Below are 22593 nucleotides of genomic sequence, written 5' to 3'. Positions count from 1 at the left end.
TACCAGTGCCTTGCTATCAATCCGGACTGCAACACGTCGTTTCCTCCCGGGTCGATCAGGCATGCAGGGCGCAGCAGACACGTCAGAGGCCGGCCGCACCGGGCCGGAGCAGATTGGCACGTCCCGTTGGCGCGGTCCGGTGCCGTGGCTGATCGCATGCGGCGCGCTGCTGATCGCCGCCATCGTCGTCGGCACGATCGTCATGGCCAGCGACTTCCGGGCCCGCACGATCGACAACAACGAGCGTGAGCTCGAGAATACCGTGCTGCTGCTGAGCCGGCATTTTGCGCAGCAATTCGAGGACGCCGAGACCGCGGTCTCGCACGCCATCCGCCGCATGTCGCTCGGATCGATCTCTTCGCCGGACGAATTTCGGGCGCGGATGTCGCAGCCCGATATCCGCGAGATGCTGCAGTCGCAAGTCAGCGGCCTGTCCTACATGGGCGACCTCACGGTCGTTGGTGCCGACGGCAACTTCGTCAACTGGTCCTCGAGCGACCCACTGCCGGCCATCAACGTCGCCGACCGCGCCTACTTCAAGGATCTCAGATCGGCATCGCAGCCGAATGCCTTTGTGATCACGCCGGTCGTCAGCCGCGTGACCAGCGGATGGGCGACGATCGTCGCCCATCGCCTGAGCGCAGCGAATGGTGAATTCCTCGGCCTGCTGACCCGCCGGGTCGATCCGCACACCTATGAGAAATTCCTGGAGTCGATGGCGCTCGGCAAGGGCTCGTCGATCACGCTGTTCCATACAGACGGCGCCATGCTCGCGCGCTACCCTCATGACGAAGCCCTGATGGGCGCCAGGCTCGGCAATGCCGACTTGCTGAAGGAAATCCCCGGTGATGGCGTGGGGACGAGCCGGATCACCGGCCCCGTCGACGATTCGGAGAAGATCGCGGCGGGTGCCAGGGTGGGACGCTTTCCGCTGATCATCGCGGCGAACAGGACGGTCGACGATGCGCTGGCCGATTGGCGATCGCAGATGGTGCTGCTGGTCGCCGCCGCCACGCTCGCCGTTCTCGTCATTGCGGTCACGTTCAGCCTGATGATCCGGCAGATCGTGCGGCAGAACCGGATTGCGAGGCATCAGCTCGAGGACGAGAAGCAGCGGGTCGAGACGGCGCTCGACAACATGACTCAGGGCCTGATCTCGTTCGACGCGGACGCCTGCGTCGTGATGTTCAATCACCGCTTCGTCGATCTGCTCGGCCTGTCCCCCGACGTGATCAAGCCTGGCGTGCACCTCACCGAGGTGGTCGCGCATTGCAAGGCGCGAGGCGCCTTCAGCGGCGACGTGGCGGAGTTCTGCGCAGACGTCATCGACAGGGCTGCGACGGGCGGCACGTCGCAGATGGTCGCGGAGGGGCGCTCGGGCCGCTTCTTCAACGTCATCGACAAGCCGCTGGCGTCCGGCGGGTGGGTGACCACGATCGAGGACATCAGCGCACAGCGCAGGCTGGAGCAGGAACGCGATCGCAACTATGCGTTCCTGCGCGAGATCATCGATCACATCCCCTCGCACATCATGGTGAAGGACGTTCGCGACCGCCGCTACGTGCTGGTCAACCGGTCCACCGAGCAGGGCTTCGGGCTGCCGCGCGAGAGCATCGTCGGAAAGACGGCGTTCGACCTGCTGCCGAGATCCACGGCCGAAAAGGTCACCGCCGACGACGACCGCGCCCTGGAGCATGCCGACGGGCTTTTCCTCGGCGAGCATCCCTGGCAGACACCGGCCCTCGGCCTGCGCTACATCACGTCGCGCCGCATCACCGTCGAGGACGATTCGCATCGGCCGCGCTACCTGATCAACGTGATCGAGGACATCACCGAGCGGCGGCTGGCCGACGAGAAGATCGCTCATCTCGCCCATTTCGACGCGCTGACCGAGCTGCCGAACCGCGTGCTGTTCCGCGAACGCATCGACGAGGAGCTGGAGCGCGCGCGTCACGGCACCTTCTTCGCCCTGCTCTACATCGACGTCGACGAATTCAAGGGCATCAACGATTCCCTCGGCCACCATGTCGGCGACGAGCTGCTGAAAACCATCGCGCGCCGGATCGAAAGCTGTCTCGGGCCCGAGGACATGGTCGCCCGCCTCGGCGGCGACGAGTTCGCGGTGCTGCTGACCACCGTCGCGGACAGAGACGAGGTGATCGTCGCGGCGCGTGAGATCCTCGAAACCATCCGCAAGCCCTACCGGTGCCTCGGCCACCAGCTGTCGACCGATGCCAGCATCGGCATCGCGCTGGCGCCGCAGGACGGCATCGAGCGCGATCTGCTGACCAAGAACGCAGACCTTGCGATGTACGCCGCCAAGGCCAGCGGACGCCGCACCTTCCGCTTCTTCGAGCCGTCGATGGACGAGACTGCGCGCGCGAGGCTGCAGCTGCAGCAGGATCTGCGTCGCGCGGTCACTGAGGGACAGTTCGAGCTGCACTATCAGCCGCTGCTCGGCTTCACCGAGAACGTCATGACCGGATGCGAGGCGCTGCTGCGTTGGCGCCATCCGGAGCGCGGCATGGTGCCACCGCTCGACTTCATTCCGCTCGCCGAGGACACCGGCCTGATCAACGAGATCGGCGACTGGGTGATGCGCACCGCCTGCCTCGAGGCGGCCAGTTGGCCGGCCGACATCCGCATCGCCGTGAACGTGTCACCGGTGCAGCTGAAATCCGCGACCCTGGCGCTGCGGATCGCCAACGCGCTGTCGTCGTCGGGCCTCGCCCCCGAGCGGCTGGAGATCGAGATCACCGAGGCGGTGCTGATCAGCGACGACGACGTCGCGCTCGGCATCCTGCATCAGCTGCACGACATGGGCGTGCGCATCGCGCTCGACGATTTCGGCACCGGCTATTCCTCGCTCAGCTATCTGAAGCGCTTTCCGTTCGACAAGATCAAGATCGACCGCTGCTTCGTCAACGACCTCGGCGCGAGCGGCTCGTCGGCGATCATCCAGGCGGTGGTGAGCATCGCGGCGGCCAGCAACATGACGACCACGGCCGAGGGCGTCGAGACCGGCGCGCAGCAATCGGCGCTGCGCCAGCTCGGCTGCACCGAGATGCAGGGCTATCTGTTCAGCGCCCCGAAGCCGGCCGCCGAGTTGCGCAAGCTGTTCGCGCCGGAGGCCGCCGCCGCGGAGGATCTGCAGGCCGCCGGCTGACGTCGGTCGGCCGCCGCTGGATGCGTGACCATCGGCCGCGCGATGCGGCCTGCGCGAAGCGGGCGGTAGCGGCCGTGCGCCGCTCGCGACCACGACGATCTCACCGGCGACCTTGCAGCAATCGTCTCCCCGGCAACGCCCTGCGACGTTGTGGTGCGCCGCCTTTGGCCCCGGCCGATGACCACCTATATGAGCGTCGTCGGAACCAGGAAGGTGGCCCATGCAACCCGTCTCATTGCTCCTCAACGTTCTCTGGATCGTGCTCGGCGGCGCCTACATGGCGTTCGGCTGGCTGGTGGCGGCTGTCGTGATGGCGATCACCATCGTCGGCCTGCCCTGGGCCCGCGCCGCCTTCAACATCGCCGCCTATACGCTGCTGCCGTTCGGCTCGCGCGCCGTCCGCCGTGACGAGGTGACGGGCATGGAGGACATCGGCACCGGCCCGCTCGGCCTGCTCGGCAACATCATCTGGTTTGTGCTGGCCGGCTGGTGGCTCGCGCTCGGCCACCTCGTCACCGCGATCGCCCTGGCCGTGACCATCATCGGCCTGCCCTTCGCCTGGGCCCACCTCAAGCTCGCCGGCCTGGCGCTGTGGCCGATCGGCAAGACCATCGTGCCCGCGTAAGGGCCGCCCGGCCCGGCCGCCCCCCCCGAGCAGCCCGACCCGCGTCGGCAACCGGTCAAGGCCGTTGCCGACCACGAGCCAATCGGTTAAACGGTTGGCCGTACGCACCCGTAGCTCAGCTGGATAGAGCGTTGCCCTCCGAAGGCAGATGTCAAGCTGATTTCCGGGAGCGCGCGGCCAAAAAGAGATAGAGATTTCAGACACTTAAGAATTCGGCGCGGATCGCTTCACAGTCACGAAGTTTCCGCGTAAGCACTGCGTAAGCAAAGGCACCCGTAGCTCAGCTGGATAGAGCGTCGCCCTCCGAAGGCGAAGGCCACACGTTCGAATCGTGTCGGGTGCGCCAACCAAGTCGGTACCGTGCACAAGGCACCTTGGGCGTCCTTGGTTCCGGATGCTACAGGGTCGGTGGTGGGGCCGGTTCGCTAAGTCTCTGGCCTGGCCGGCACTATACCGGCCTCCAATCAATCCAACTTGACAGCGGAACGGTGCGGGATTCTAACCATTGAGTCGCGGCGGGAGAGACATCGTCATGTTGGACGTGATTGCATCCACCAACCTCCAGGATCTGTTAACTCCCAAGGGACGCGGCGAGAGGGTGAATGTGCATGTTGTGGTTGCGCGCCCCGAACCAAGGCCCGATTTTGAGGCGATGGAAAAGGTGATAAAGGGCTCTGAGACAACTCAGGACGCTCACGCGAATGGCCCGCGAAGAGAAATTCCCAAGAACGACTGAGCTACCGCGTCAATCTCCGCTATTCTGGGTGGAGCAGAAGGACCGCTATCTTCGTCAACTCTTAATCCGCGATATCGAGGAGCTGACCAGCAGGCGACTCGTCATCTACTTTGGAAATCGGTTTGAAAACGCCCAGATTGATGCTGGAGACTGCGCAATGATGGCAGAACTCCTGGGCGACGTTGGAGATCAACCGTTCGATCTGATGTTAGAAACAAACGGGGGCATGACCGACGCGACCGAGGGTTTGATTTCTCTCATCAAAAACTTAGCCACAGATTTCCGTGTGATCGTTGTGAACGCGGCCAAGAGCAATGGAACTTTGCTCGGGTTGGCAGCGCGGTCGATCGTAATGGGGGCCACCTCTGAACTAGGTCCAATCGAGCCTTTGGTTCAAGGCATTCCTTGTACGGTTCTGACGGAGCCACAGATTGCTCAACAGAACTTCCCACTTCACATGTTTGGTCAATACGCCCTCAAACAGACTGTGACATTGGCAAAGACGCTGCTGTCCGCGGGAATGATGAGTGACAAGACGCCGGCAGATGTTGACGCCGTCGTCCAAAAGCTAGCATCGAGAGATGCCTATTTCTCGCATGGATCGGTTATCGATCACAAGGAAGCAGCCGCGATCGGCCTCGCCGTTGAGTATCTGAAGCCAGACGATCAACTATGGCAGAGGTTATGGCTTCTTCTTTGCATGTACGAGCACGATTGCAGGCAGAGCCGCTATCTGAAGGTCTTTGAAGGACGGGCCCGTAGTACAGCGATCGCCGTGCCAATAGGCACTCCTAAGCTGTAGAGCTGAACCGCAATGAGGCCTGCTATCAGCACGCTGGTTGAATTGATCAGGGGCGTGCGTGTTAGAGCGTCAGTACCGGACCGATACAAACGATGGCAACAAGTCGTATTATGACACACCAGGGTCATGATGCGAGAAACTGACTAGCATCAACTATCTCAAATAAATTGCGTTACTACAATTTTGGCATGATGAGGAGAGCCTATTTCATGCGCCCTCGATGCCCAACCAACGCTTCAGCTTGTATTGCCAGAACTTGCAGGTCATGTTCCGAGAGCGCGCGAATCGCTGTACGAATCCTGTCAGACAAGGCAGCCCGGTTAGAACCTTCTCTTCCCTCTTCGGAGATGCCCAGCAACGCGTTCGGGGTAGTTGCCAGCACCTTGCAAATGCGCAAGAGCGTCGACAAATCGGGTTCCCGGTCACCAGTTACATAAAATCCGTATCTTCTTTCGCTCAACCCAGCCCGACGTGCAACCTCTGCGTTCGACAAACCGAGATCTTTGGCGCGCGAACGCAACTTCTGTCCTAGTACCTGCATAGGAACAATTTGTTCCGATGCCGCTTGCCTGGTCCATGTATCTATTGTACCGTTGGCGGTACATTATGTACCGAACGCTGCTGTTAAGAGTGTCGCTCGAGGTAGCCAATGAGCGCCAACGTTTCTGAATGCAATGATCCACTGGGCGGAGATCGAGGAGAGCCGCGAAGCTTCGTTGAAGAACTCCCGAAAGATTTTGCGCTTGTTCAGCTGGACACAAGATTTCGCACTCTGTTGTCAGAGATCCGGGCTCTGCAACTCGAGAACAATCGTGCGATTGGCAATTCGGGCCAGCCACTCTTGGGAAACATCAGCTCGGACGAGCCGACCTCAACGAGAACGATCGAATCTGTCTTGCGACGCCTAGACCCCATTGAGCGTGAGATTATGGCAACACCAGCGCACACGATCGTAGGCCTCGGCATCAAAGCTTGGCACGCAGCCAATGTGGTGTCCGAGCATTGGGATTCTCCTATTGAGCAGATTGACTGGGACGCCCGCGCCGTTCGCTTACTAATTGAGGCGGTGTGCAAGGTCGCCGGGATAGGATTGCCGTTCCCTAATAACGCAGACCTTTAATAGGCGTACAACGACCGCGGCGAGGTCCGCGATCTGGAAAGGTGCGATGGTTTGGGAGCGGCCGCGACACCTCCGTCGAGCGAAGGCCGTGGATTCTCGTCGAGACACCCGGCATGTCCGGCTCGCCCTCTACAACCGAACTTTGCTTGCCGCGGAGAGGCAGACACTTCGCGGCGGCGACACGAGCGGCAATGCCTTTTGGGATGAGAAGGCAGAAGAGACTGAAGGGAGCTTAGCGAGGAGCCATCTGGAGGATGCTGCGTATCCGGCCGATCAAGCCGTAGCAGTGACGTGGAAGAAAATTGCGAACTGCGCTAGCTGCGCTTCAGCTTTGTAAGCAGTTTCTTACTAGGCTTTGGATTCAAAGCGAAGCCAGGCTCGCCTTCCACCTCGACCGTGCTTCGGACGTGCATCTCCATCCTCTTCGCGGGCTGCTGCGGTTCGGGCCGCAGTGCGCCAGCCAGTTCATCGGCGCCTTGGCTGCAAGCAACGCCGGCATCCCCTTGCAGCACGGAGGCAACCGCATTCCACCCTCCGCCGCCCGCCGGTCGAAACAGACCCTCGTCTAAACTCAAACCCGCTTCTTGCCCCAGCTTCAATCCCAGCGGCGCGACTTGGCCACGATGACGGGCATTACGGCGAAGACACGGCCAATGCTCCATTTCGCGTCATTGTTGATGAACTCGATAAGGCGACCTCTAGAAAGTCGCCAGTCACAACAGCATCCGATCAGACGAGACAACGATTGTGGGCTCGGTCAAACATTGCGTTGCTCGAGCAAACAGAGCAGGTGAATGCCTCACCCAAGAGTCCTGTCCGCCCGATGCCTAATTCTTCAGAACGTTTGACGCATACTACAACCCAGCCTCAGGACAGCTTGAGAGCAACGTGACGATTCAGGGTGAGCGCAAAGCTCTGCTCATTTTTTAGAAGTGCACGTCTGCCAGTGGGATACCTCTCAGCTACGCTTTCGAGCACGTGCTGGACCAGACACAGCAGAGATCCAGCGGGGGTGGCCACGACAACGAAATGACAACCGGTCGTGAGAAGGCGGTACGGAGCCGGATCGAAACGGCGGGAAAAAACGTGTCCTGCACCTGCAGTTCGAGGCTACTGCCGGCTCTGCCGGACGCACTGAGCCGGCGCGCCAACCGTTAAGTAGCATGGTAGTCATAGACGTGGCACACGCAAAAAGAAGGCATCCGCCAGGCACCGCGACACGCCAGCTCGGCGTACCGGTAGGCGCGCAAGCTCTGTAATGTGGAGGTAAATTGATGTCCCTTTTATCCGCTTAACGGATTGAAGCAGACGTTGCCGGACGGCGCCTTACGTTGATATCCCCTTGGCGCCCATCAAGGCGACTGCTAATCTTATTACAATTTTAACGTGGGGGAGGGGGCAACGGATGCCGTATTCTGCTGAAATCAGCAGGGACAATCCAACCTGCATTCTGTTCGTCATCGATCAATCTGGATCGATGGATGAAAAGATGACCACAGGAAAATCCAAAGCTGAATTTGTCGCCGACGTGCTCAATAAGACCATCTATACGCTTATAACCAATTGCACAAAATCGGATGGCGTTCGCAATTACTTTGATGTGGGAGTGATCGGCTACGGCGGCGCTGGGGTTGGCAAAGGACTCGGTGGCGCGCTCGCGGGCAGGCTAGTTCATCCCATCACAGCACTCGAATCGTCGCCACTTCGAATAGAAGACAGAACGCGCCTTGAAGACGACGGCGCAGGCGGTGTTCTCGAACGGAAAGTGAAGTTTCCGATATGGTTCGATGCAACAGCCTCGGGTGGCACGCCGATGTGCGCGGCGTTGACTCAGGCCGCGGAACAGCTGGTCGCGTGGTGCGACAGTCATCCCGGGAATTACCCTCCGACCGTACTTCACGTAACCGACGGCGCATCGACGGACGGCGACCCCGAAAGTATAGCCTCGGCCATCCGACAACTATCTACTAATGATGGTGAATGCTTGCTGTTCAACATCCACGTTTCAACCCTGCAAGGCGAGACCATTCGGTTCCCCAACTCGGGCTCTACGTTAGCCGATAACTATGCCAACTTGCTTTTCCGCATGTCGAGCGTTCTGCCTTCTCACGTCGCTAAGCTCGCGACGGACAAAGGGTACAGCATGGCTGAGCATGCGCGAGGATTTATGTTCAATGCCGACCCAAAGGATATAGCCAATTTCTTCGATATTGGGACTCGCCCCCGGTTGACCGCCGATAGGTAATAGCCGATGTGCGGAGAGTCCGACGAGCTGCTGCGCGTGCTGCGGACTTATACGGTCTCAAAGCGGGACGACACGCCAAACGAAGACCGCGTTCGCGTTTCCGACGACAAGAGGTGTTGCGCGGTTAGCGATGGTGCGTCGGTATCGTTCGATTCGGGTCAATGGGCAGAAATACTGTGCGAGAGATTCCTTCAGAGTCGGGATATTAATGAACGCTGGCTGCGGCTTGCAACGGAGCAGTACGCAGCCCTCTATGACCGCGACAACATGTCTTGGTCGCATCAAGCCGCCTTCGACCGTGGAAGCTTCGCTAGTCTGCTCGGCGTCGCCTGCGGCGAAGGTCGAACAGCTAGAGTTTTCTCGTTCGGCGACAGTCTCCTGGCCTTCGTTGACAACGGTCAGGTTGTTCGGACCATCCCGTATTTGCAGGCTGACGAATTCGACAAGGCGCCCACCATGCTTTCAACCTGCGGCGCGGAGAACAAGGCTATCGATGATGACGCTCTTAACGAAGCATGGCACGATTTATTCCTAGGCTCGCATGATAAACCGTTTTTGCTTCTGATGACGGACGCGATCGGCCGTTGGCTCCTTGATGATCCCAGTCCCGACCGATTGTCTGTGCTGCTCGGAATAGAGAGTGAAGGCGCTTTTCGCAAATTCGTTGCTAGGGAACGGGCGGACGGTAGACTAAAGCGAGATGATAGCACCCTAGTTGTGATTGGGTGAGCGAGTGACCTACCCGCAAAGCATCGAGTATAATGATGCGGTGCAAGATCCGCGCTCGTTCACTGATCCCGAATTGAAAACGGGGACAGTGACAACGACACCGCTTGGACTACCCTTGGCTCTGTCAGGCGGATTTGCACTCACCTATACAGTTCATGTTGGCCGTAAGAAATTTGCAGTCCGGTGCTTCCATAGAGCAGTACCGGATGCCCAAGATCGCTACGCCAAGATTTCGACAAAGCTCCGCTCGCTATCGAGCAACTATTTTGTGAACTTCGATTTCCAACCAAACGGAATTCGCATTAGAGGGGCCAGCTATCCTATAGTGAAAATGGATTGGGCAGAGGGGCAGACGCTCGGCGTCTGCCTAGATAATGTCGCGTCGAACCCAATCACGTTGAACTCTTTGCGCCATAGCTTTAGAACTCTAGCTACCTTTCTGGAAGCGAATGGCATTGCTCACGGCGATATTCAGAACGACAACGTGATAGTCGAAAATAGTTCACTGAAGTTGATCGACTACGACGGGATGTTTGTTGCGGGTCTTCCGGAAGGACGTGGCACGGAGATCGGTCATAAGCACTTTCAACATCCGGCGCGCAGCACAGCGCATTTTGGTCCAAAGATGGACCGCTTTTCCTTCATCGCAATCGATGTAAGCTTAGAAGCTTTGCAAGCGGCGCCGGCTCTGCACAAGAGATTCCGTGAAGGCGGCAACGCGATCATTTTCAACGCCAACGACTTCGCTGCCCCGGCCAGCTCTGACATTTTCAACATCCTGCGTGGTATGCCCGCGCTTCGGGTCAGTGCGGAACGACTGGCCGCTATCTGCGCCGCGCCGGTTTCGAATATTCCTACGCTAGAGGACTTTCGAGCTGGACAAAACATTCCGGTAGCTGTCATCGCACCGGTCGTTACGAGGACCACACCGGCCCAGTCGACTTTCTATATCGGAGCATTCCCGGTTCTCGATGCAAAAGATTTTGCCGCCGTCATAAAACGAGTTGGCGACAAGGTCGAACTTGTTGGACAGATTGTCTCAGTAAAGGAAGGCATAGGCAAACGCGGACGCGGCAAAGGATTGCCTTACGTCTTTATCAACTTTGGTCTATGGAACAAAGAGAGTGTCAAGATAACGATTTGGTCTGAGGGACTCGGAAACATAACCACCCGTCCAAACGACTCGTGGGTCGGAAAATGGATCAGCGTCACCGGTCTCATCGACCCGCCATATGAGGGGAAGCACTACGGCCGTTCCTACCGTAACGTGGGTATTGCCGTAGTATCCGACAATCAGATTGTGCAGATTACCGAGCGCGACGCAAAATTCCGACTTGGGCGCGGCCAGCCCGCGCCACGACAGCCACGCACCACAACGGCAAGATCGACGAATGCTGACATCTTGGATCAGATTCAAGATGGTTCGCGGGCAGACAATATCGCTCATGTCCAACCTTCGCCGCGACCTGCTCCCATAGCATCACCGCGCCATACGCCGCATACTCCCACGACGAAGAATGCTCAAATTTTGCAAACCCTCCGAACCCAAACGCAAGCAACTCCGCCAACGCCGACGTCTCCATCGCGTCCGCCGTATCAGTACACGCCGCCTCCACCCCCGTCCATCTATCCACTCTCACGAATTCCTGTTTGGGTCTGGATTGCGGTCGGAATCGCTTTCCTGAAGATTTTAACGATGATTAAGTGAGACACTCCTGCAGCCTTGCGCCAAATGCTCGGAGCCGGTGGGGTCGCACCTAATGGAGGTGGAGGGGCAACTTCGAGCATAGGATAGTGTTGACGATAAAGGTTTGCGTGCGCGGATACTCGCGCAGATCACCGCGTCGGAGAAGACCGATCGGGTAACCGTTTATATTTCCCGCCCCATAGCCAGCCATTGAATTCTCGCCACTTCGAGTGGCTACACTAGGATACCAATAGGGCGCCGTAATATTTTAGGGGGAAGAGCATGCGGGCAGTCTGCGATTGGGAGGAAAAGGACCTTGACGACCTCTACGTTGGGGAAATCATGGAAAGCACGACACTTGAATACAAGGACTCCCGCGCACTCGGTAACACCGATCATCAAAAGACCGAGATGTTCAAAGACGTTTCCGCATTTGCAAACTCCGGCGGCGGTATATTGATCTATGGGATGAAAGAGCGCGGCCATCTTCCCATCGGCACTGACGAAGGCGTCAGTCCGCGAACAATAACGCGAGAGTGGATCGAGAACCTGCTGACGACGAACATCCAGCCGCAAATTGAAGGACTTGTAATCAAGCCGGTTATTTTGAGCAGCAAGGGGACCGGGAATGTAGCCTATGTGCTTGAAATCCCCGCGGCCAAATCGCGGAGCCCACATCAAGGTCCGGAACATCGGTACTATAAGCGGTTTAACTTTAAAGCTGAACCGATGGAGGACTACGAGGTACGCGATCTGATGCGTCGCGGCTTAGAGTACGGGCGCAAGTATGGCGCTGCTCTAGACTTATTCATCGAGATTTCGCGAATCTGTTCAATCTGCAATGCAAGATCAAATGGCAGCCCTGGGGCTGTCTACGAAGTGGACCGATTCATCATAAGCGTTTCAGTTGATTTGCGGAGCGCTGGCAATGCGCTCGTTTTGCTGAGCAGGCATATGCGAAATGCCGTTGCAGAGTTCATAATCAAGATTGATGCTTACAACTCAAACATTGAGGCTCGAGGCGGCACAAAAGTTATGCTCGATCAATCGGCCCGCGATGAACAGATGTCCATCAAAGATCTGGGAGATCAGATTTGTAGAGACCTAAAGACCATCTTGGATCAAGAACCGTAACGCTCGTTTCGGGGATGCGTGATACCCCCACTGTGGCGGCCATGGTTTAGCTAGCCAGTTCAGAAATAAGCGGTTCGACGTGCTCGTGCAGGAAGTACCGAGTGCCCTTGCGGCCTTGATCCGACAGGCGGACCACGGCCGACCGGATGATCCCCATGTTCTCGAACATCTCGCCGATTCGCTCGACTCGGTCGCGCGCGATCTTGCCCCTGTTCGCGATCTCGTATGCGGCGATGCCGAGCGGACCGGCCGCCTCGATGTAGGCGATCATCCGGTCGGCCGTCGGCCTCAGTCTACTACTGTTCGGGATTGAAATAAGCGACGAACGTTGCCCTATATCGGCTTCCAAAACTGACCCAGCAACTGATAAACGTTCCAGTGATGGTTCGAGAGATTCGGCGGTGTTGGCCGGGTAACCCTTGGGGCCCGATCGGGATGCAAACCGTACGCCGAATGGCAATCGGATTTCGGTAGCACGGCAACCTCTGGTTCACATAGCTGATGGACGTAACCCCCTCCGATGTTTGATTTCAGCGAACGGTGCTTGCAAGAGATCATCGGATAGTAAGGCGCGATGACCGGCTCTCGAATGCGTTAATAATAAATCGTAACTCGACAGTGCCTGATAGAGCGTTTCACTTTTGATCTGCTCCGGCCTCACCTTCTTGGTAAGCTCATCGCGGTGATAGAGGAAAGGAGATTGAGGATGCGACAGCTATGTAGATCGTGACTTTCGCCCGTTTAACTCAAGAGATTTTCGTTTCTCTCAAATAGGTCGATCCAAGCGCGTAGATAACTCGAGATATCGACAGAACGCGTTCGCCAGCTGCATCTGTCTCGGCGTCAGACACTCCACTTCGAAGAGCCGCGGCGACGCGACGATCACGCAGATGCATTTCGCGCGCGAGGTCGCAACGTTCAATCGGTTTGCGCTGTACAGAAATTCCATACCCCGCGGGGCATCAGTATTGCTCGACGTTGTCATCGAGTAGATCACGATCGGAGCCTCGCGACCCTGAAATTTGTCAACCGTCCCTATCCGTGCGCCGGGAATGCGCTCATGCAGTTCGAACACCTGCGCATTGTATGGCGCTATGATCAGTATATCGTCCAAACCGACTGGCGCCTCAACCCCTTCGCGGTTCATCCACGTCGTCCCCGATTGCAGTATCTCCCCAACCAAGTCACGAACGCAGTCGGCCTCTTCCCGCGACGAGCTCTGGTTGCCTTCGTGCTCGACAGGCAAATATCTAAGACCCGATCCTTGGAGGCGTCCGCAGGATCGGATCGACTGGTTATCCAGTCCCGGGCGCGGATAAAGACGGCTCTCGTAGAACATCTCTGAACTGAATGAACATATCGACGGATGCAGCCGCCACGTTTCCGGTAGGAACAGTCCCCGGTCGGCCGGGACCGTCGCATGGGCACCGAGTATATGATCGAGGGAAGATACATCGACGGCGTCGGGATGACTGCCTTGGATCGGCTGCTCGAGCTGCCGGGGATCTCCAAGGAGAACGATACTCTCAGCGGCCTGGGACACGGCTAGCACGTTCGCGAGCGACATCTGCGCGGCCTCGTCGATGAAAAGAACGTCGACGCTTCTTGCCGCATCGGTCCTTGCCCAGAACCAGGCCGTCGCGCCCCCGACGTTGCAGTCCGAATGCAGGGCGTCGAGAAAGTCCGCGTTGTCGGACGTAAACCGAAGTGGCGGCCGGTCATCCTCCATTTCTGATACCTTCTGGATACATCCGAACTCGATACCTTCTTTACGGGCCGCCACGAGGACCTCGTCCAGAAGGTTGCTGATCACTTTGTGGCTGTTCGCGGTTATGCCTACGGACTTTCCGTTCTTCGCCAACGCGCAGATCATGCGAGCGCCCGTGTATGTCTTGCCGGCTCCCGGTGGTCCCTGCACCGGCAGGACGCTTTGGTCGAGATTGAGCGCGGCTCGAATGGCCGCGGTGAGCGTCTCCTCGCCCTCAACCTGAAACGCTTGTCCGCGCAGCTGAGGCGCGACACGCCTGAGTAGATCCCGCGCCGCCTTGTGATCGCCGTCGCCCTCGATCCCGTGGTCCGCCACATACTCGCCGAGCCGCATCAGGGAATCGGCGAGCACCTGAGTGTCAACGTAGCTATGGGCGAAGATGGCCTCGGGATGATACGTCGCCGTATCTCCGCGCTTCTTGATGTCGATCGTTCGTTCGTCGAGTGAAATCCCCACCACGCGCCCGAACTTGTCGCCTCCGATGCTCCTGAGTTCATCACCTTCCCGGATGTCCGTGTCCTGAAGCACGAACGCGTACCGGTGGATGGGTGCCCTGGCGGTGCCGCCCACCTGGTTCAGGAAGGTCATGTCCGACAGGGCATCGCGCTCGTGAAGCAGGTCCTCGGCGGACAGGTCGCGAAGCCGGAAGTATTCCCACCAGACGGCTTTCTTCTCCCGGCCATGCCAGTCGAGCATGAAGGCGAGAAGCCAGCGGGCTTGCTGTTCGGGGCTGCGTTGCAGGACGTCGTCCGGCACACCGAGGGTGAGCCGTGCCACGAGTGCGGCGACCTTCTTCTGCCACTCGTCGAGCTCGGCGCTGATCTCGGCGGTCGGCCCGGTCGGCCGCTCGACTGTCGCGCCGGCGGCGACCAGAGCCGTTCGAACCGTCTCCAGCCAGTTCCGCAAAGCTTTAGTCGAGACACAGTCGTCGCGATTGTATCCTTTGACCACGATCTTGTCGGCTTCGGGAACGCCCGATGGGTCGGCGAGTTCTAGCCGCGCCTGCGTCCTGGCCATCACGGCTCCAACGTCGGCCAACGGCACGCTCCGGACAAAGCCGTAGAGCGGCTCAAGCTTCTTTATCGAATAGCTTTCCACGCTCGCCCTGATGGCATGGCGTACGACCGAGAAGAGATCGACGAAGATCTCCCCTCGAAGAAGATTATCGACTTCGTTTTCGCGGGTCGCGTAGCGTCCCATCAGACGCTTCATCGCCGCCGGTTCGTATGGGGCGAAGTGAAAGATATGCAGGCTCGGGTATTCCTTCAGACGCAGCGTCACGAAGTCGACGAAACGTTCGAACGCCATCCGCTCTTCCTGCCTGTTGGAGGCCCAGTCTCCGACGTATCGCTCCGACCCATCCGCATCGATGAAGACGTATCCGAACAGAAATTCGAGACCCCCATTGCCCACGAACGGATCTCCTTCGAAGTCGAAGAAGATGTCGCCGGGCGACGGCTCAGGAAGACGCGCCAATCCGAACCCCGGCACCGGAGCGAGCGTTTCGTATAGAATCTTACCGGCTCTGAACCCTTCGATCTGGATTCTCGCCTGTTCGCGGATCTTCTCGAAGCTCTTGGCTGCACCGCGATCAGGTCTCCAAGGAAGCCGCAGAGGGACCGCCGCGAGCTCCGTGGTGGTGTTGACCCCTCGCCTTTCCAATTCGCCGATTTGGGATTTGCTGATGCCTGCGACCAGCGACATGTGGTCGTCGGCCCTCCTTCTGTCGTCGCACTGGCGACGCCAGCGGCAGATTTCACAATGCTCGATCGGTTCGGGATAGGCGGCGACGGCGTCTCCGCCGGACACGGCACGCTCGAGGCTGGCCCTCACATGGCGGTAATAGGCGGCGTAGTCGGCGACGCGATGCTCTTCGGGCGAGAAATCGTTTCCCGGCGTGACGACGAGAGCCGACTCAGGTTGGCAACCCTGCATCTTGGAAAGAAGATCGGAGTACAGCGATATCTGCAGGACCGTGTTGCCCTTCGTTTCCCGGGACAGCTTCGTGTCAGTCACCTGGTACGACCATGGACCCAGCTGGCTGGGCTTCTCCACGCGAAGAAGGACGTCGGCCCGCCCGCTCCATACGCCGTCTTGCAGTGCCGCCTGAACGATAATGGCGTCGCCCCTGCCGAGAGCTTCGCGGGTGGCGGCAACCGAGATCGCGTCAACGCCCACCCCGTCGATCAGGGTCGCGACCGTACCGGTCGAGGTGAGGTGATGGACGTAGTCGCGTTCGTGCACGGCGCCGCGCTCCGCCAACGTCTCAAGCACCGGGTCCCAGATCTTCGGCTTGGCAAGCTCGCCGTTCGCCACCTTGACGTCGAGCGCGGTCAGATAGCGGCAACTCAGATGCCCGACCAGATCGCCGGCGCTGAGAAAAAGCTTCCCATCCGCTTTGTGCATACTGCCTCCCCACCGATCGCGATCGCCTTGAACTAGCTACGCGCCGGCGGCCATCGCTGATATATCGGCTATTCGGCCCCGGTTCTGCTTGGCCCACAGCGAGCGCGCCAATCCTTCCGGCACCTGCTCTCTGAACTTTCCGGTCTTGACGTTAGCGACGAATGCCGAAACGTCCGCCGGATCGATCTCACGCATCTGCGCGAGCTTTTCCAAGATGGGCCGGAGCTCTTCCTGCTTGATCTTGGAAACCGACACCCCCAATTCGTGGACGCCCGATTTGAGGCCGGCCATAGCCAGAGCCGCGCTGAAGACTGCCGTCGCCTGAGAACCCCGCCAGAGAAAGACGTGCATGTCCCGGTCTTCGGGCACCAGCGAGCGGTGCTGCAAATCCAGATTTCTGAACATCTCGCGCCCTTCGGACAGAAGCTTCCGAGCCTTCTCGTCCAGATAGGGCGGCACATCGTTCGCAAGATAGACCGATCGCATTTCCGCCACCAGCCTGTCGTGTGCGGGTTCGCCGGAAGCTGGTTCGAAGCGCGGGACGACGCCGCCCGGATGCGGTGCGACGACCAGCGTCATCGTCTGCTCGTCAAGGTCCTGCACGATCCATCGTCTCCCGGCGAAGACGACCAGGCCGTCCTTATGGACGGGATGGGTGATCGGCAGCGTTCCGAGAGCCCGCCCGCCGACCGTCAGCCGCCACTCTTCGCCGGACTCGAAAACCGCGAAGAAGCTGCGCGACTGCGCCGCTTTTTCACCCTCCTGTCCGAGCATGAGCGTACCGTCCGCGGCCTGCTCGACGAAGCGCACGTCGCGTGATCCAAGATGGCGCAGCAGGTTCACGAAGTCGTTGGTCGAGATAGACGCGAAAGGACCAGGTCCACACAGAAGGTCGTACAGCGGCTTGGGTCTGATGCCACCGCGCTCGACGATGACTGAGAGTATCTGGTGGATCAGCGTCGAGGCGATCTCTGGAGACGTCCCGGCTTCCTCGACGAACCCCTGGAGAAGAAGCCTAACCACCGCGACAGACCTGATCGTGTTCGATCGAAGGCGGTCCAGTATCCCCGACTTCCGATCGATGTTCGGTTCTCTCAGGTAGATGCGCAGGACGGACGGTGTACCGCGGCGTCTGCCGGTCCGACCGAGTCTTTGCCTAAGCGACGCCAGCGAACGCGGCGCTCCTATCTGAGCAACCGACTTCACCGAGCCGATGTCGACGCCTAACTCGAGTGTCGACGTGCAGACCGCTGTCGTGGGCCGCTTCCCATCCTTGAGGCGATCCTCCAACTCCTCCCGCAATGTCTTCGAAAGGCTGCCGTGGTGAGGATAAAATTCGTTTGGCACGTTCAGCTTTTCGGAGCGTCGGCGCAGCCGGTCGGCCGTCGATTCCACAGTCCGCCGCGATCCTCCAAAGATGAGATTGTTTTCACCTCGCAGCGTCTCGAACAGATGATCCGAGATCCAATCGAGCGCGATCCGATGTGGCAGGCCGTCCTCGTTCTCCGTCCCTCCCTCGGCGTGATCGGGATCGTCGAGATCAGGTGGCTCGACGTATCCCCTGACCTGGAGCCTCAGTTCCGGCGCATCGGACTTCGCCAGAAGTTCAGCCACACGATCCGGATCTCTGGGCCGCAGCCAAGTGCGCGCTTGCCCTAGATCGCCGATCGTCGCAGAGAGACCCACCCTTCGCGCCGGGCGGGCCGCCATTGCGTCGATGCGGCGGAGCAGGCTCGCGACATGCAGACCTCTCGGTCCCTGGAGGAAGGAGTGGAGTTCGTCGACGACGATAAACTCCGCAGCCGACAACAGCCGCTTGGCGTCGGCAGGACGGCGGACGAACATTGCCTCGATGGACTCCGGCGTGATGAGCGCGATGCCGTCCGGCTTACTCATCGCTTTCTTCTTGTCGGCCTGTGGCGCATCGCCGTGCCACTTGACGACGGGGATCTCCATGCTTTCGCAGAGCTCTTCCAGACGCCTGAACTGATCGTTGATGAGTGCCTTGAGCGGACTTACGTACAGAACCGAGAAGCCGGACGCCTTCCTTTCAGCTATCGAAGTCAAGATCGGCAGAAACGCCGCCTCGGTCTTTCCGGCGGCGGTTGTCGCCGCAATCAGGATGTCGCTGTCGCCGTCGAGCACCTCGACGATCGTACGGGCCTGGATTTCGCGCAGTTCGTCCCAGCCCTGATCGCGGATCCAGCGGCGGATCTTCGGGTGGAGCCGGTGATAAGCGGATTCAAGTCCCGATGCGGAAACTGGTAAGCTCATCTTCATCTCCCGGTTGCGGTCCGCCCTCGGGCACCATCTCCTCCTGGCCGTGCAAATCGGCGGCGATCTGAACTTGCCCCAGCAGATCCTGCCACTTGGCGCCGGGATTCTGCTCCAGAACCGAAAGCAACTGGACGAACGCCTTCACCGTCGTCCGGGGCGTCCGGAAATACGCTTCACCAATCCGGCGATCGCAATAGTTCATGAACGCCTTCAGAGCCTCGTCCGGCACCAGATTGTTGGAGGGATCGCCTCCTGCGAAGACGTTCCTGATGTTCGACAGCAGGACGAGGAGGTCCTCTGGCGTCAGGCTCTGGAGGTTGATGACCGGTCCCGAAAGGTCCACGAGACCTCCCGTCGCGAACTGGTTCTCGGCGAGACGCGACTGCAGCGCTTCGTAGCTGAATAACCCACGCCGGGTGTCCATCAGGAACGGTGGCGTTCCGCACATCATGAATCCGATATTGGACGTATTCCCCTGGAGGGCGTCGTTGACGATGCGCAGTATCTGCTCGAAATTCAGCTTCCGCGCCTGGGCACTTTGCAGCTTGTAGATGTTCACCATCTCGTCGAACACGACGAAGAGCCCGGCATAGCCGGCCACCTTGGTCAGACATGCGAGCGATTTCAAAGAGTCGTACACGCTGTCGTCGTCGATGATGGTACGGACGCCGAGCGACTTGTTCGCCTCTGTCTTCGTCGAGAACTCCCCGCGCAGCCAGCGCAAGGCAGCGGTCTTGAGTTCTTCGTTCGACGTTTCGCTGCCGCGCCAATAAGCCTTTAGGACGGTCGCGAAATCATAGCCGCCGACGAATTCCCGTATCGGCGCCAGCCTCTCGTCGATGATCTTCTCGACGGCGATCTGCCGCTCGCTCGCCTCCTTCACGGCGTCCGTCACCAACCGCTCCACGACGGCCGCCAACGCGCCGCCTTCCGGCTTGGTCCGCGTAGCCATGTTCCGGACCGCTTCGGAATACAGTGCTCTTGCCTGGCCCCCTCCGGCATGGATGCGGCGGTCGGGCGCTAGATCGGCATGGACGGTGACGCACTTCCGCTCCAGCGCGATCAATCGGATCAGGTTCGCGAAGAAGGTCTTTCCGGCGCCGTAGTCGCCGATCACGAACCTGACGGCGGCCCCACCGTCGGCGATACGGTCGACGTCGCGAAGGAGAGCACCGATCTCCGCGGCTCTGCCGACCTGGATGTGCGGAAGGCCCACTCGCGGAACCACGCCTGCGCTGAGCGCCTGAATAATCGTATCCCGTTCCTTCGGCTTGATTGCCTTCGGCGCTTTGCTCATGTCGTCGTCTCTCTCAATTCGGCCAACCGCGACCGTAGCTGGTGCGCCATGACGATCTCATCGCCCTCCTCCAGCAACGGCTCGTCGAAGTGGTCGAAAGACCAGTCGTTGATGCATTCAAGAGCGCCTTCGGGAAGGAGCTTCATGGCGCGTGCGCGCTCTTCAAATTCGGCTTTGGAAATGGAACCCTTGAGCTCGATCTGCTCGAGCAGTTCGGTGTGCTGGCGGTCCAGGCCTTCAAGGGACGCGCCGTTCGCGGTGGAAGCGACGGGCGTGTCGACTTCGGAAGGTGCCGGTTCTTCCTCGAAGATGTTCGCCAGCAGTTCGGAAACGGCCGCCGTTTCGCGTTGCGTCCGGGCGAGACGCACAGCATCGATCTTCACGCCAGCAGCATCATCATCGGGCAGAGCGGGAGCTTCCTTGGGAATCGGAATGCCAGCCTCGCGCCTTTCGTGCGAGACCGCCACAGGTTCGTCGCTTCTTGGCGCCGCCCGGTGCAGTTCGGAATAGACACGCTCCTTAGGCAATCCCAAAGACTTGTGCAGCCGTTCGAGAAACTTGACGTCGTCCGCATCGACGTTGCCGCTGCCACCCACGACGGCAAGCGCGGCGTCGGCGATCGCCTCGCGTTCGGCATCGCTCCGTTCCGCCAGCCGCTTCATTACCCTCGACAGCTTCGGCGGACTGTTGAAGGTCGTAACGGCGAAGGCGATAAGGCGGGCACGCTCGATCGCGCCGAGGTCGTTTCCGTCTCTGATCCCGGCGATCACACGGGACATCTCGTCTCCGGATGTTTGGCCATCCGCCGCCGCGGCGAGGACGGCGACTTCGACTTGAGCCTTCATCGAGCGGTAGGCCGGACGCTCGAAATCGACGTGACCGCCGCCTGGAGCGCTGAATAGGAAAACCTGATCGTCCAATTGCGGAACAGCGCTACCGAACCTGCGATCCGGCTCGATGGCGATGTCGACGAGATCAAGCACCTGACTCAATTGGTCGGCGAGACCCGGCGCCACTTTGTCCCGCACCTCGAAATTCACCGCCTGTAGAACCGTCCGCATCTTGGTGCTCGCGCGGCCGTGGCCGCCCATGATCTCCGACAGACGCGCCTTGAATTGGTGCAATGCCTCGAACCCGATCTCCGACAAGAGATCGGCAGGAAGCATGAGCGCGGCCTGCACCGAATTTCTCGCGTCCGGCCGCTTTCCCAGCAAACGGCTGAAGCTATCGAGCTCGTCGGTACAATCCTGCAGCAGCTGCCTCAACGGCTCCGGTGATATCGTCGTCTTTACGATGTCCGGATAGGCCCTGTGTGGTCCCTCCACCTGGACGCTGAAAGCGCCGCTTGCCGCTTGATATCGGACGTCGATGCTGCCCGTCGTCTCGACAACGAACCCTTCGGGGAACCTCGCCCGAAACCGGAGGTGCCACAAGGCGACGAACTCGTCGAAGCAACGGACGGCGGCCGTGCGCAGGTAGACGTCCTGCAGCGCCAAGATCCAGACAAGGGCGTCCTCCGACAACAGAACCCGCGACTGCGACAGGCGACGTCCCAAATGGATACGCACGCCGAGGTCCATCTCAGACGAATGCGTCCGTTCAGGCGACAATGCGGGGATGGGAAGCGGAATGCCGGCCGCGCATCTCGCTGCATCGAGGAAACGTTTCGCATAACCTTGGAAGGAGTCGCTGTCCGTTCGTACCGCCACAAGTCTTTCGACTTCGGCAATGAGTTCCGGAGCACTGGCAAGATCGCGCTCAACGAACAGCCGGTGCTCCAATCCGTAGAAGAAAAGAAAGACATGCCCGATGCCGTACGAGGTCGACCGACGCCCTGTGGACATCCAATCGAGAAACGCGCGCCTCGCAGCAGGAGACACGTCGGCGTAGGACGGCCAGTAAGGCATCGAATTCCCGGCGACGTCCGGCCTGGGCGATTTCGCGCTAAGCTGCGGGTTTACGGCGTAGCAGTCTATTTCACGGTCTTCGAAGGAGAGAGCGCGTCCGAGATAGAAGAGCCCCGAGGATATGTTGACGCCTTGAACCGTTACGATTTCCCCTGATCGAACCCACCTGGCTAAGCTCGGTCGCTCGCGAGAGATTCCTGCGTTGGATTGTCCGGACCTGACCTTCTGCAGGGAGCCAATCCTCGCCAAGCTTTCGACCGGGCTTACGACAGGGACTGGAGACTCCTTGCGCTTTCCGAACCTGACGAGAAAGAAAACTAGCGCGAGAAGGACGCAAATCGTCCCAACCGCGGCCAGATGTTCCATGACGAACTGGTAGACCGCCGTCAGGACCGCGAAAAGCGCGCCCAGCACGATCAGCAAGCCAGTTCCAGCGTTTGATCCTCTCCTACGCCGCCCCATACCCCGTCAGTCCGATGTCCGGTCGACTTATTAAAGGCATAGCGTGTGACGGGCGACCAATGCAATCGACCATTCTTCGATAAGACCCGCCAGCAGCTGCTCGCGATATCGAGCTTCGTAATGTTGAAACTGACGTAATCCTTTGAATAGGCGTGCGTTTTCAATCGCATCGAAATTGATCGCCGGTCAGCTGACTGTCCGGAGAAATGACATCGGCGAGCCTCATCAGGAG

The 22593-nt window shown here is 59.5% G+C and carries 14 protein-coding genes and 1 tRNA gene; 9 read left to right on the top strand and 6 right to left on the bottom strand.

Annotation, left to right across the window (positions count from 1 at the left end; translation table 11 throughout):
* Positions 1 to 61: 61 nt before the first annotated feature.
* From HL666_RS14475 to HL666_RS14460, 4 genes are all read left to right on the top strand, one after another.
* Complete coding sequence (locus tag HL666_RS14475; protein WP_172182072.1) at positions 62 to 3166, top strand: bifunctional diguanylate cyclase/phosphodiesterase; 3105 nt, start codon at positions 62 to 64, stop codon at positions 3164 to 3166.
* A gap of 220 nt (positions 3167 to 3386) precedes the next feature.
* The gene (locus HL666_RS14470; protein WP_172182070.1) at positions 3387 to 3791 is read left to right on the top strand and encodes a YccF domain-containing protein; all 405 of its coding nucleotides are present in this window, start codon (positions 3387 to 3389) and stop codon (positions 3789 to 3791) included.
* A 269-nt stretch (positions 3792 to 4060) separates the two neighbouring features.
* Positions 4061 to 4137: transfer RNA gene (locus HL666_RS14465), tRNA-Arg, on the top strand.
* A 355-nt stretch (positions 4138 to 4492) separates the two neighbouring features.
* Complete coding sequence (locus tag HL666_RS14460) at positions 4493 to 5329, top strand: SDH family Clp fold serine proteinase (RefSeq protein WP_172182069.1); 837 nt, start codon at positions 4493 to 4495, stop codon at positions 5327 to 5329.
* Between the two features lie 202 nt (positions 5330 to 5531).
* Here HL666_RS14460 and HL666_RS14455 read toward each other — a convergent pair whose 3' ends face one another.
* Positions 5532 to 5870: a helix-turn-helix domain-containing protein gene (locus tag HL666_RS14455; RefSeq protein ID WP_172182067.1), complete on the bottom strand. Its 339-nt coding sequence runs from the start codon at positions 5868 to 5870 to the stop codon at positions 5532 to 5534.
* A 108-nt stretch (positions 5871 to 5978) separates the two neighbouring features.
* Here HL666_RS14455 and HL666_RS14450 point away from each other — a divergent pair, with 108 nt between their 5' ends.
* The 5 genes from HL666_RS14450 (at position 5979) to HL666_RS14430 (ending at position 12244) form a co-directional block, all read left to right on the top strand.
* Positions 5979 to 6449: a hypothetical protein gene (locus HL666_RS14450; RefSeq protein ID WP_172182066.1), complete on the top strand. Its 471-nt coding sequence runs from the start codon at positions 5979 to 5981 to the stop codon at positions 6447 to 6449.
* 1405 nt (positions 6450 to 7854) lie between these two features.
* Positions 7855 to 8694: a vWA domain-containing protein gene (locus HL666_RS14445; RefSeq protein ID WP_172182064.1), complete on the top strand. Its 840-nt coding sequence runs from the start codon at positions 7855 to 7857 to the stop codon at positions 8692 to 8694.
* A gap of 6 nt (positions 8695 to 8700) precedes the next feature.
* Complete coding sequence (locus tag HL666_RS14440; protein ID WP_172182063.1) at positions 8701 to 9423, top strand: protein phosphatase 2C domain-containing protein; 723 nt, start codon at positions 8701 to 8703, stop codon at positions 9421 to 9423.
* Between the two features lie 4 nt (positions 9424 to 9427).
* Positions 9428 to 11131: a protein kinase family protein gene (locus HL666_RS14435; protein WP_172182062.1), complete on the top strand. Its 1704-nt coding sequence runs from the start codon at positions 9428 to 9430 to the stop codon at positions 11129 to 11131.
* Between the two features lie 261 nt (positions 11132 to 11392).
* Positions 11393 to 12244 (top strand): AlbA family DNA-binding domain-containing protein, encoded by an 852-nt coding sequence (locus tag HL666_RS14430; RefSeq protein ID WP_172182060.1) that lies wholly within the window; start codon positions 11393 to 11395, stop codon positions 12242 to 12244.
* Between the two features lie 46 nt (positions 12245 to 12290).
* On the opposite strand, the gene HL666_RS14425 is transcribed toward HL666_RS14430, so the two are convergent.
* The 5 genes from HL666_RS14425 to HL666_RS14405 all read right to left on the bottom strand — a co-directional run bounded on the left by HL666_RS14425 (position 12291) and on the right by HL666_RS14405 (position 22313).
* Entirely contained in the window at positions 12291 to 12515 is a 225-nt protein-coding gene (locus tag HL666_RS14425; protein ID WP_172182058.1) for a hypothetical protein, read from the bottom strand.
* A gap of 495 nt (positions 12516 to 13010) precedes the next feature.
* Entirely contained in the window at positions 13011 to 16418 is a 3408-nt protein-coding gene (locus HL666_RS14420) for a TM0106 family RecB-like putative nuclease (protein WP_172182056.1), read from the bottom strand.
* 36 nt (positions 16419 to 16454) lie between these two features.
* Positions 16455 to 18692, bottom strand: a complete 2238-nt coding sequence (locus tag HL666_RS14415; protein ID WP_172182054.1) for a DEAD/DEAH box helicase — start codon at positions 18690 to 18692, stop codon at positions 16455 to 16457.
* Positions 18661 to 19992 (bottom strand): ATP-binding protein, encoded by a 1332-nt coding sequence (locus HL666_RS14410; protein ID WP_172182052.1) that lies wholly within the window; start codon positions 19990 to 19992, stop codon positions 18661 to 18663. The genes HL666_RS14415 and HL666_RS14410 overlap by 32 nt, the downstream gene beginning before the upstream one ends.
* On the bottom strand, positions 19989 to 22313 hold the full coding sequence (locus HL666_RS14405; RefSeq protein WP_311975764.1) for a tellurite resistance TerB family protein: 2325 nt from the start codon (positions 22311 to 22313) through the stop codon (positions 19989 to 19991). Before HL666_RS14405 ends, HL666_RS14410 begins: the two co-directional genes overlap by 4 nt.
* Between the last annotated feature and the right edge of the window lie 280 nt (positions 22314 to 22593).

Origin of the sequence: Bradyrhizobium aeschynomenes, assembly GCF_013178945.1 — a bacterium.
Lineage (GTDB): Bacteria > Pseudomonadota > Alphaproteobacteria > Rhizobiales > Xanthobacteraceae > Bradyrhizobium > Bradyrhizobium aeschynomenes.
This window is presented reverse-complemented; position numbering and strand designations above follow the sequence as displayed.

Bases quoted from the DNA above. Each gene is read 5' to 3' on its own strand.
- HL666_RS14475 (WP_172182072.1), top strand. From the start codon at position 62: ATGCAGGGCGCAGCAGACACGTCAGAGGCCGGCCGCACCGGGCCGGAG.
- HL666_RS14470 (WP_172182070.1), top strand. From the start codon at position 3,387: ATGCAACCCGTCTCATTGCTCCTCAACGTTCTCTGGATCGTGCTCGGC.
- HL666_RS14460 (WP_172182069.1), top strand. From the start codon at position 4,493: ATGGCCCGCGAAGAGAAATTCCCAAGAACGACTGAGCTACCGCGTCAA.
- HL666_RS14455 (WP_172182067.1), bottom strand. From the start codon at position 5,870: ATGCAGGTACTAGGACAGAAGTTGCGTTCGCGCGCCAAAGATCTCGGT.
- HL666_RS14450 (WP_172182066.1), top strand. From the start codon at position 5,979: ATGAGCGCCAACGTTTCTGAATGCAATGATCCACTGGGCGGAGATCGA.
- HL666_RS14445 (WP_172182064.1), top strand. From the start codon at position 7,855: ATGCCGTATTCTGCTGAAATCAGCAGGGACAATCCAACCTGCATTCTG.
- HL666_RS14440 (WP_172182063.1), top strand. From the start codon at position 8,701: ATGTGCGGAGAGTCCGACGAGCTGCTGCGCGTGCTGCGGACTTATACG.
- HL666_RS14430 (WP_172182060.1), top strand. From the start codon at position 11,393: ATGCGGGCAGTCTGCGATTGGGAGGAAAAGGACCTTGACGACCTCTAC.
- HL666_RS14425 (WP_172182058.1), bottom strand. From the start codon at position 12,515: ATGATCGCCTACATCGAGGCGGCCGGTCCGCTCGGCATCGCCGCATAC.
- HL666_RS14420 (WP_172182056.1), bottom strand. From the start codon at position 16,418: ATGCACAAAGCGGATGGGAAGCTTTTTCTCAGCGCCGGCGATCTGGTC.
- HL666_RS14415 (WP_172182054.1), bottom strand. From the start codon at position 18,692: ATGAGCTTACCAGTTTCCGCATCGGGACTTGAATCCGCTTATCACCGG.
- HL666_RS14410 (WP_172182052.1), bottom strand. From the start codon at position 19,992: ATGAGCAAAGCGCCGAAGGCAATCAAGCCGAAGGAACGGGATACGATT.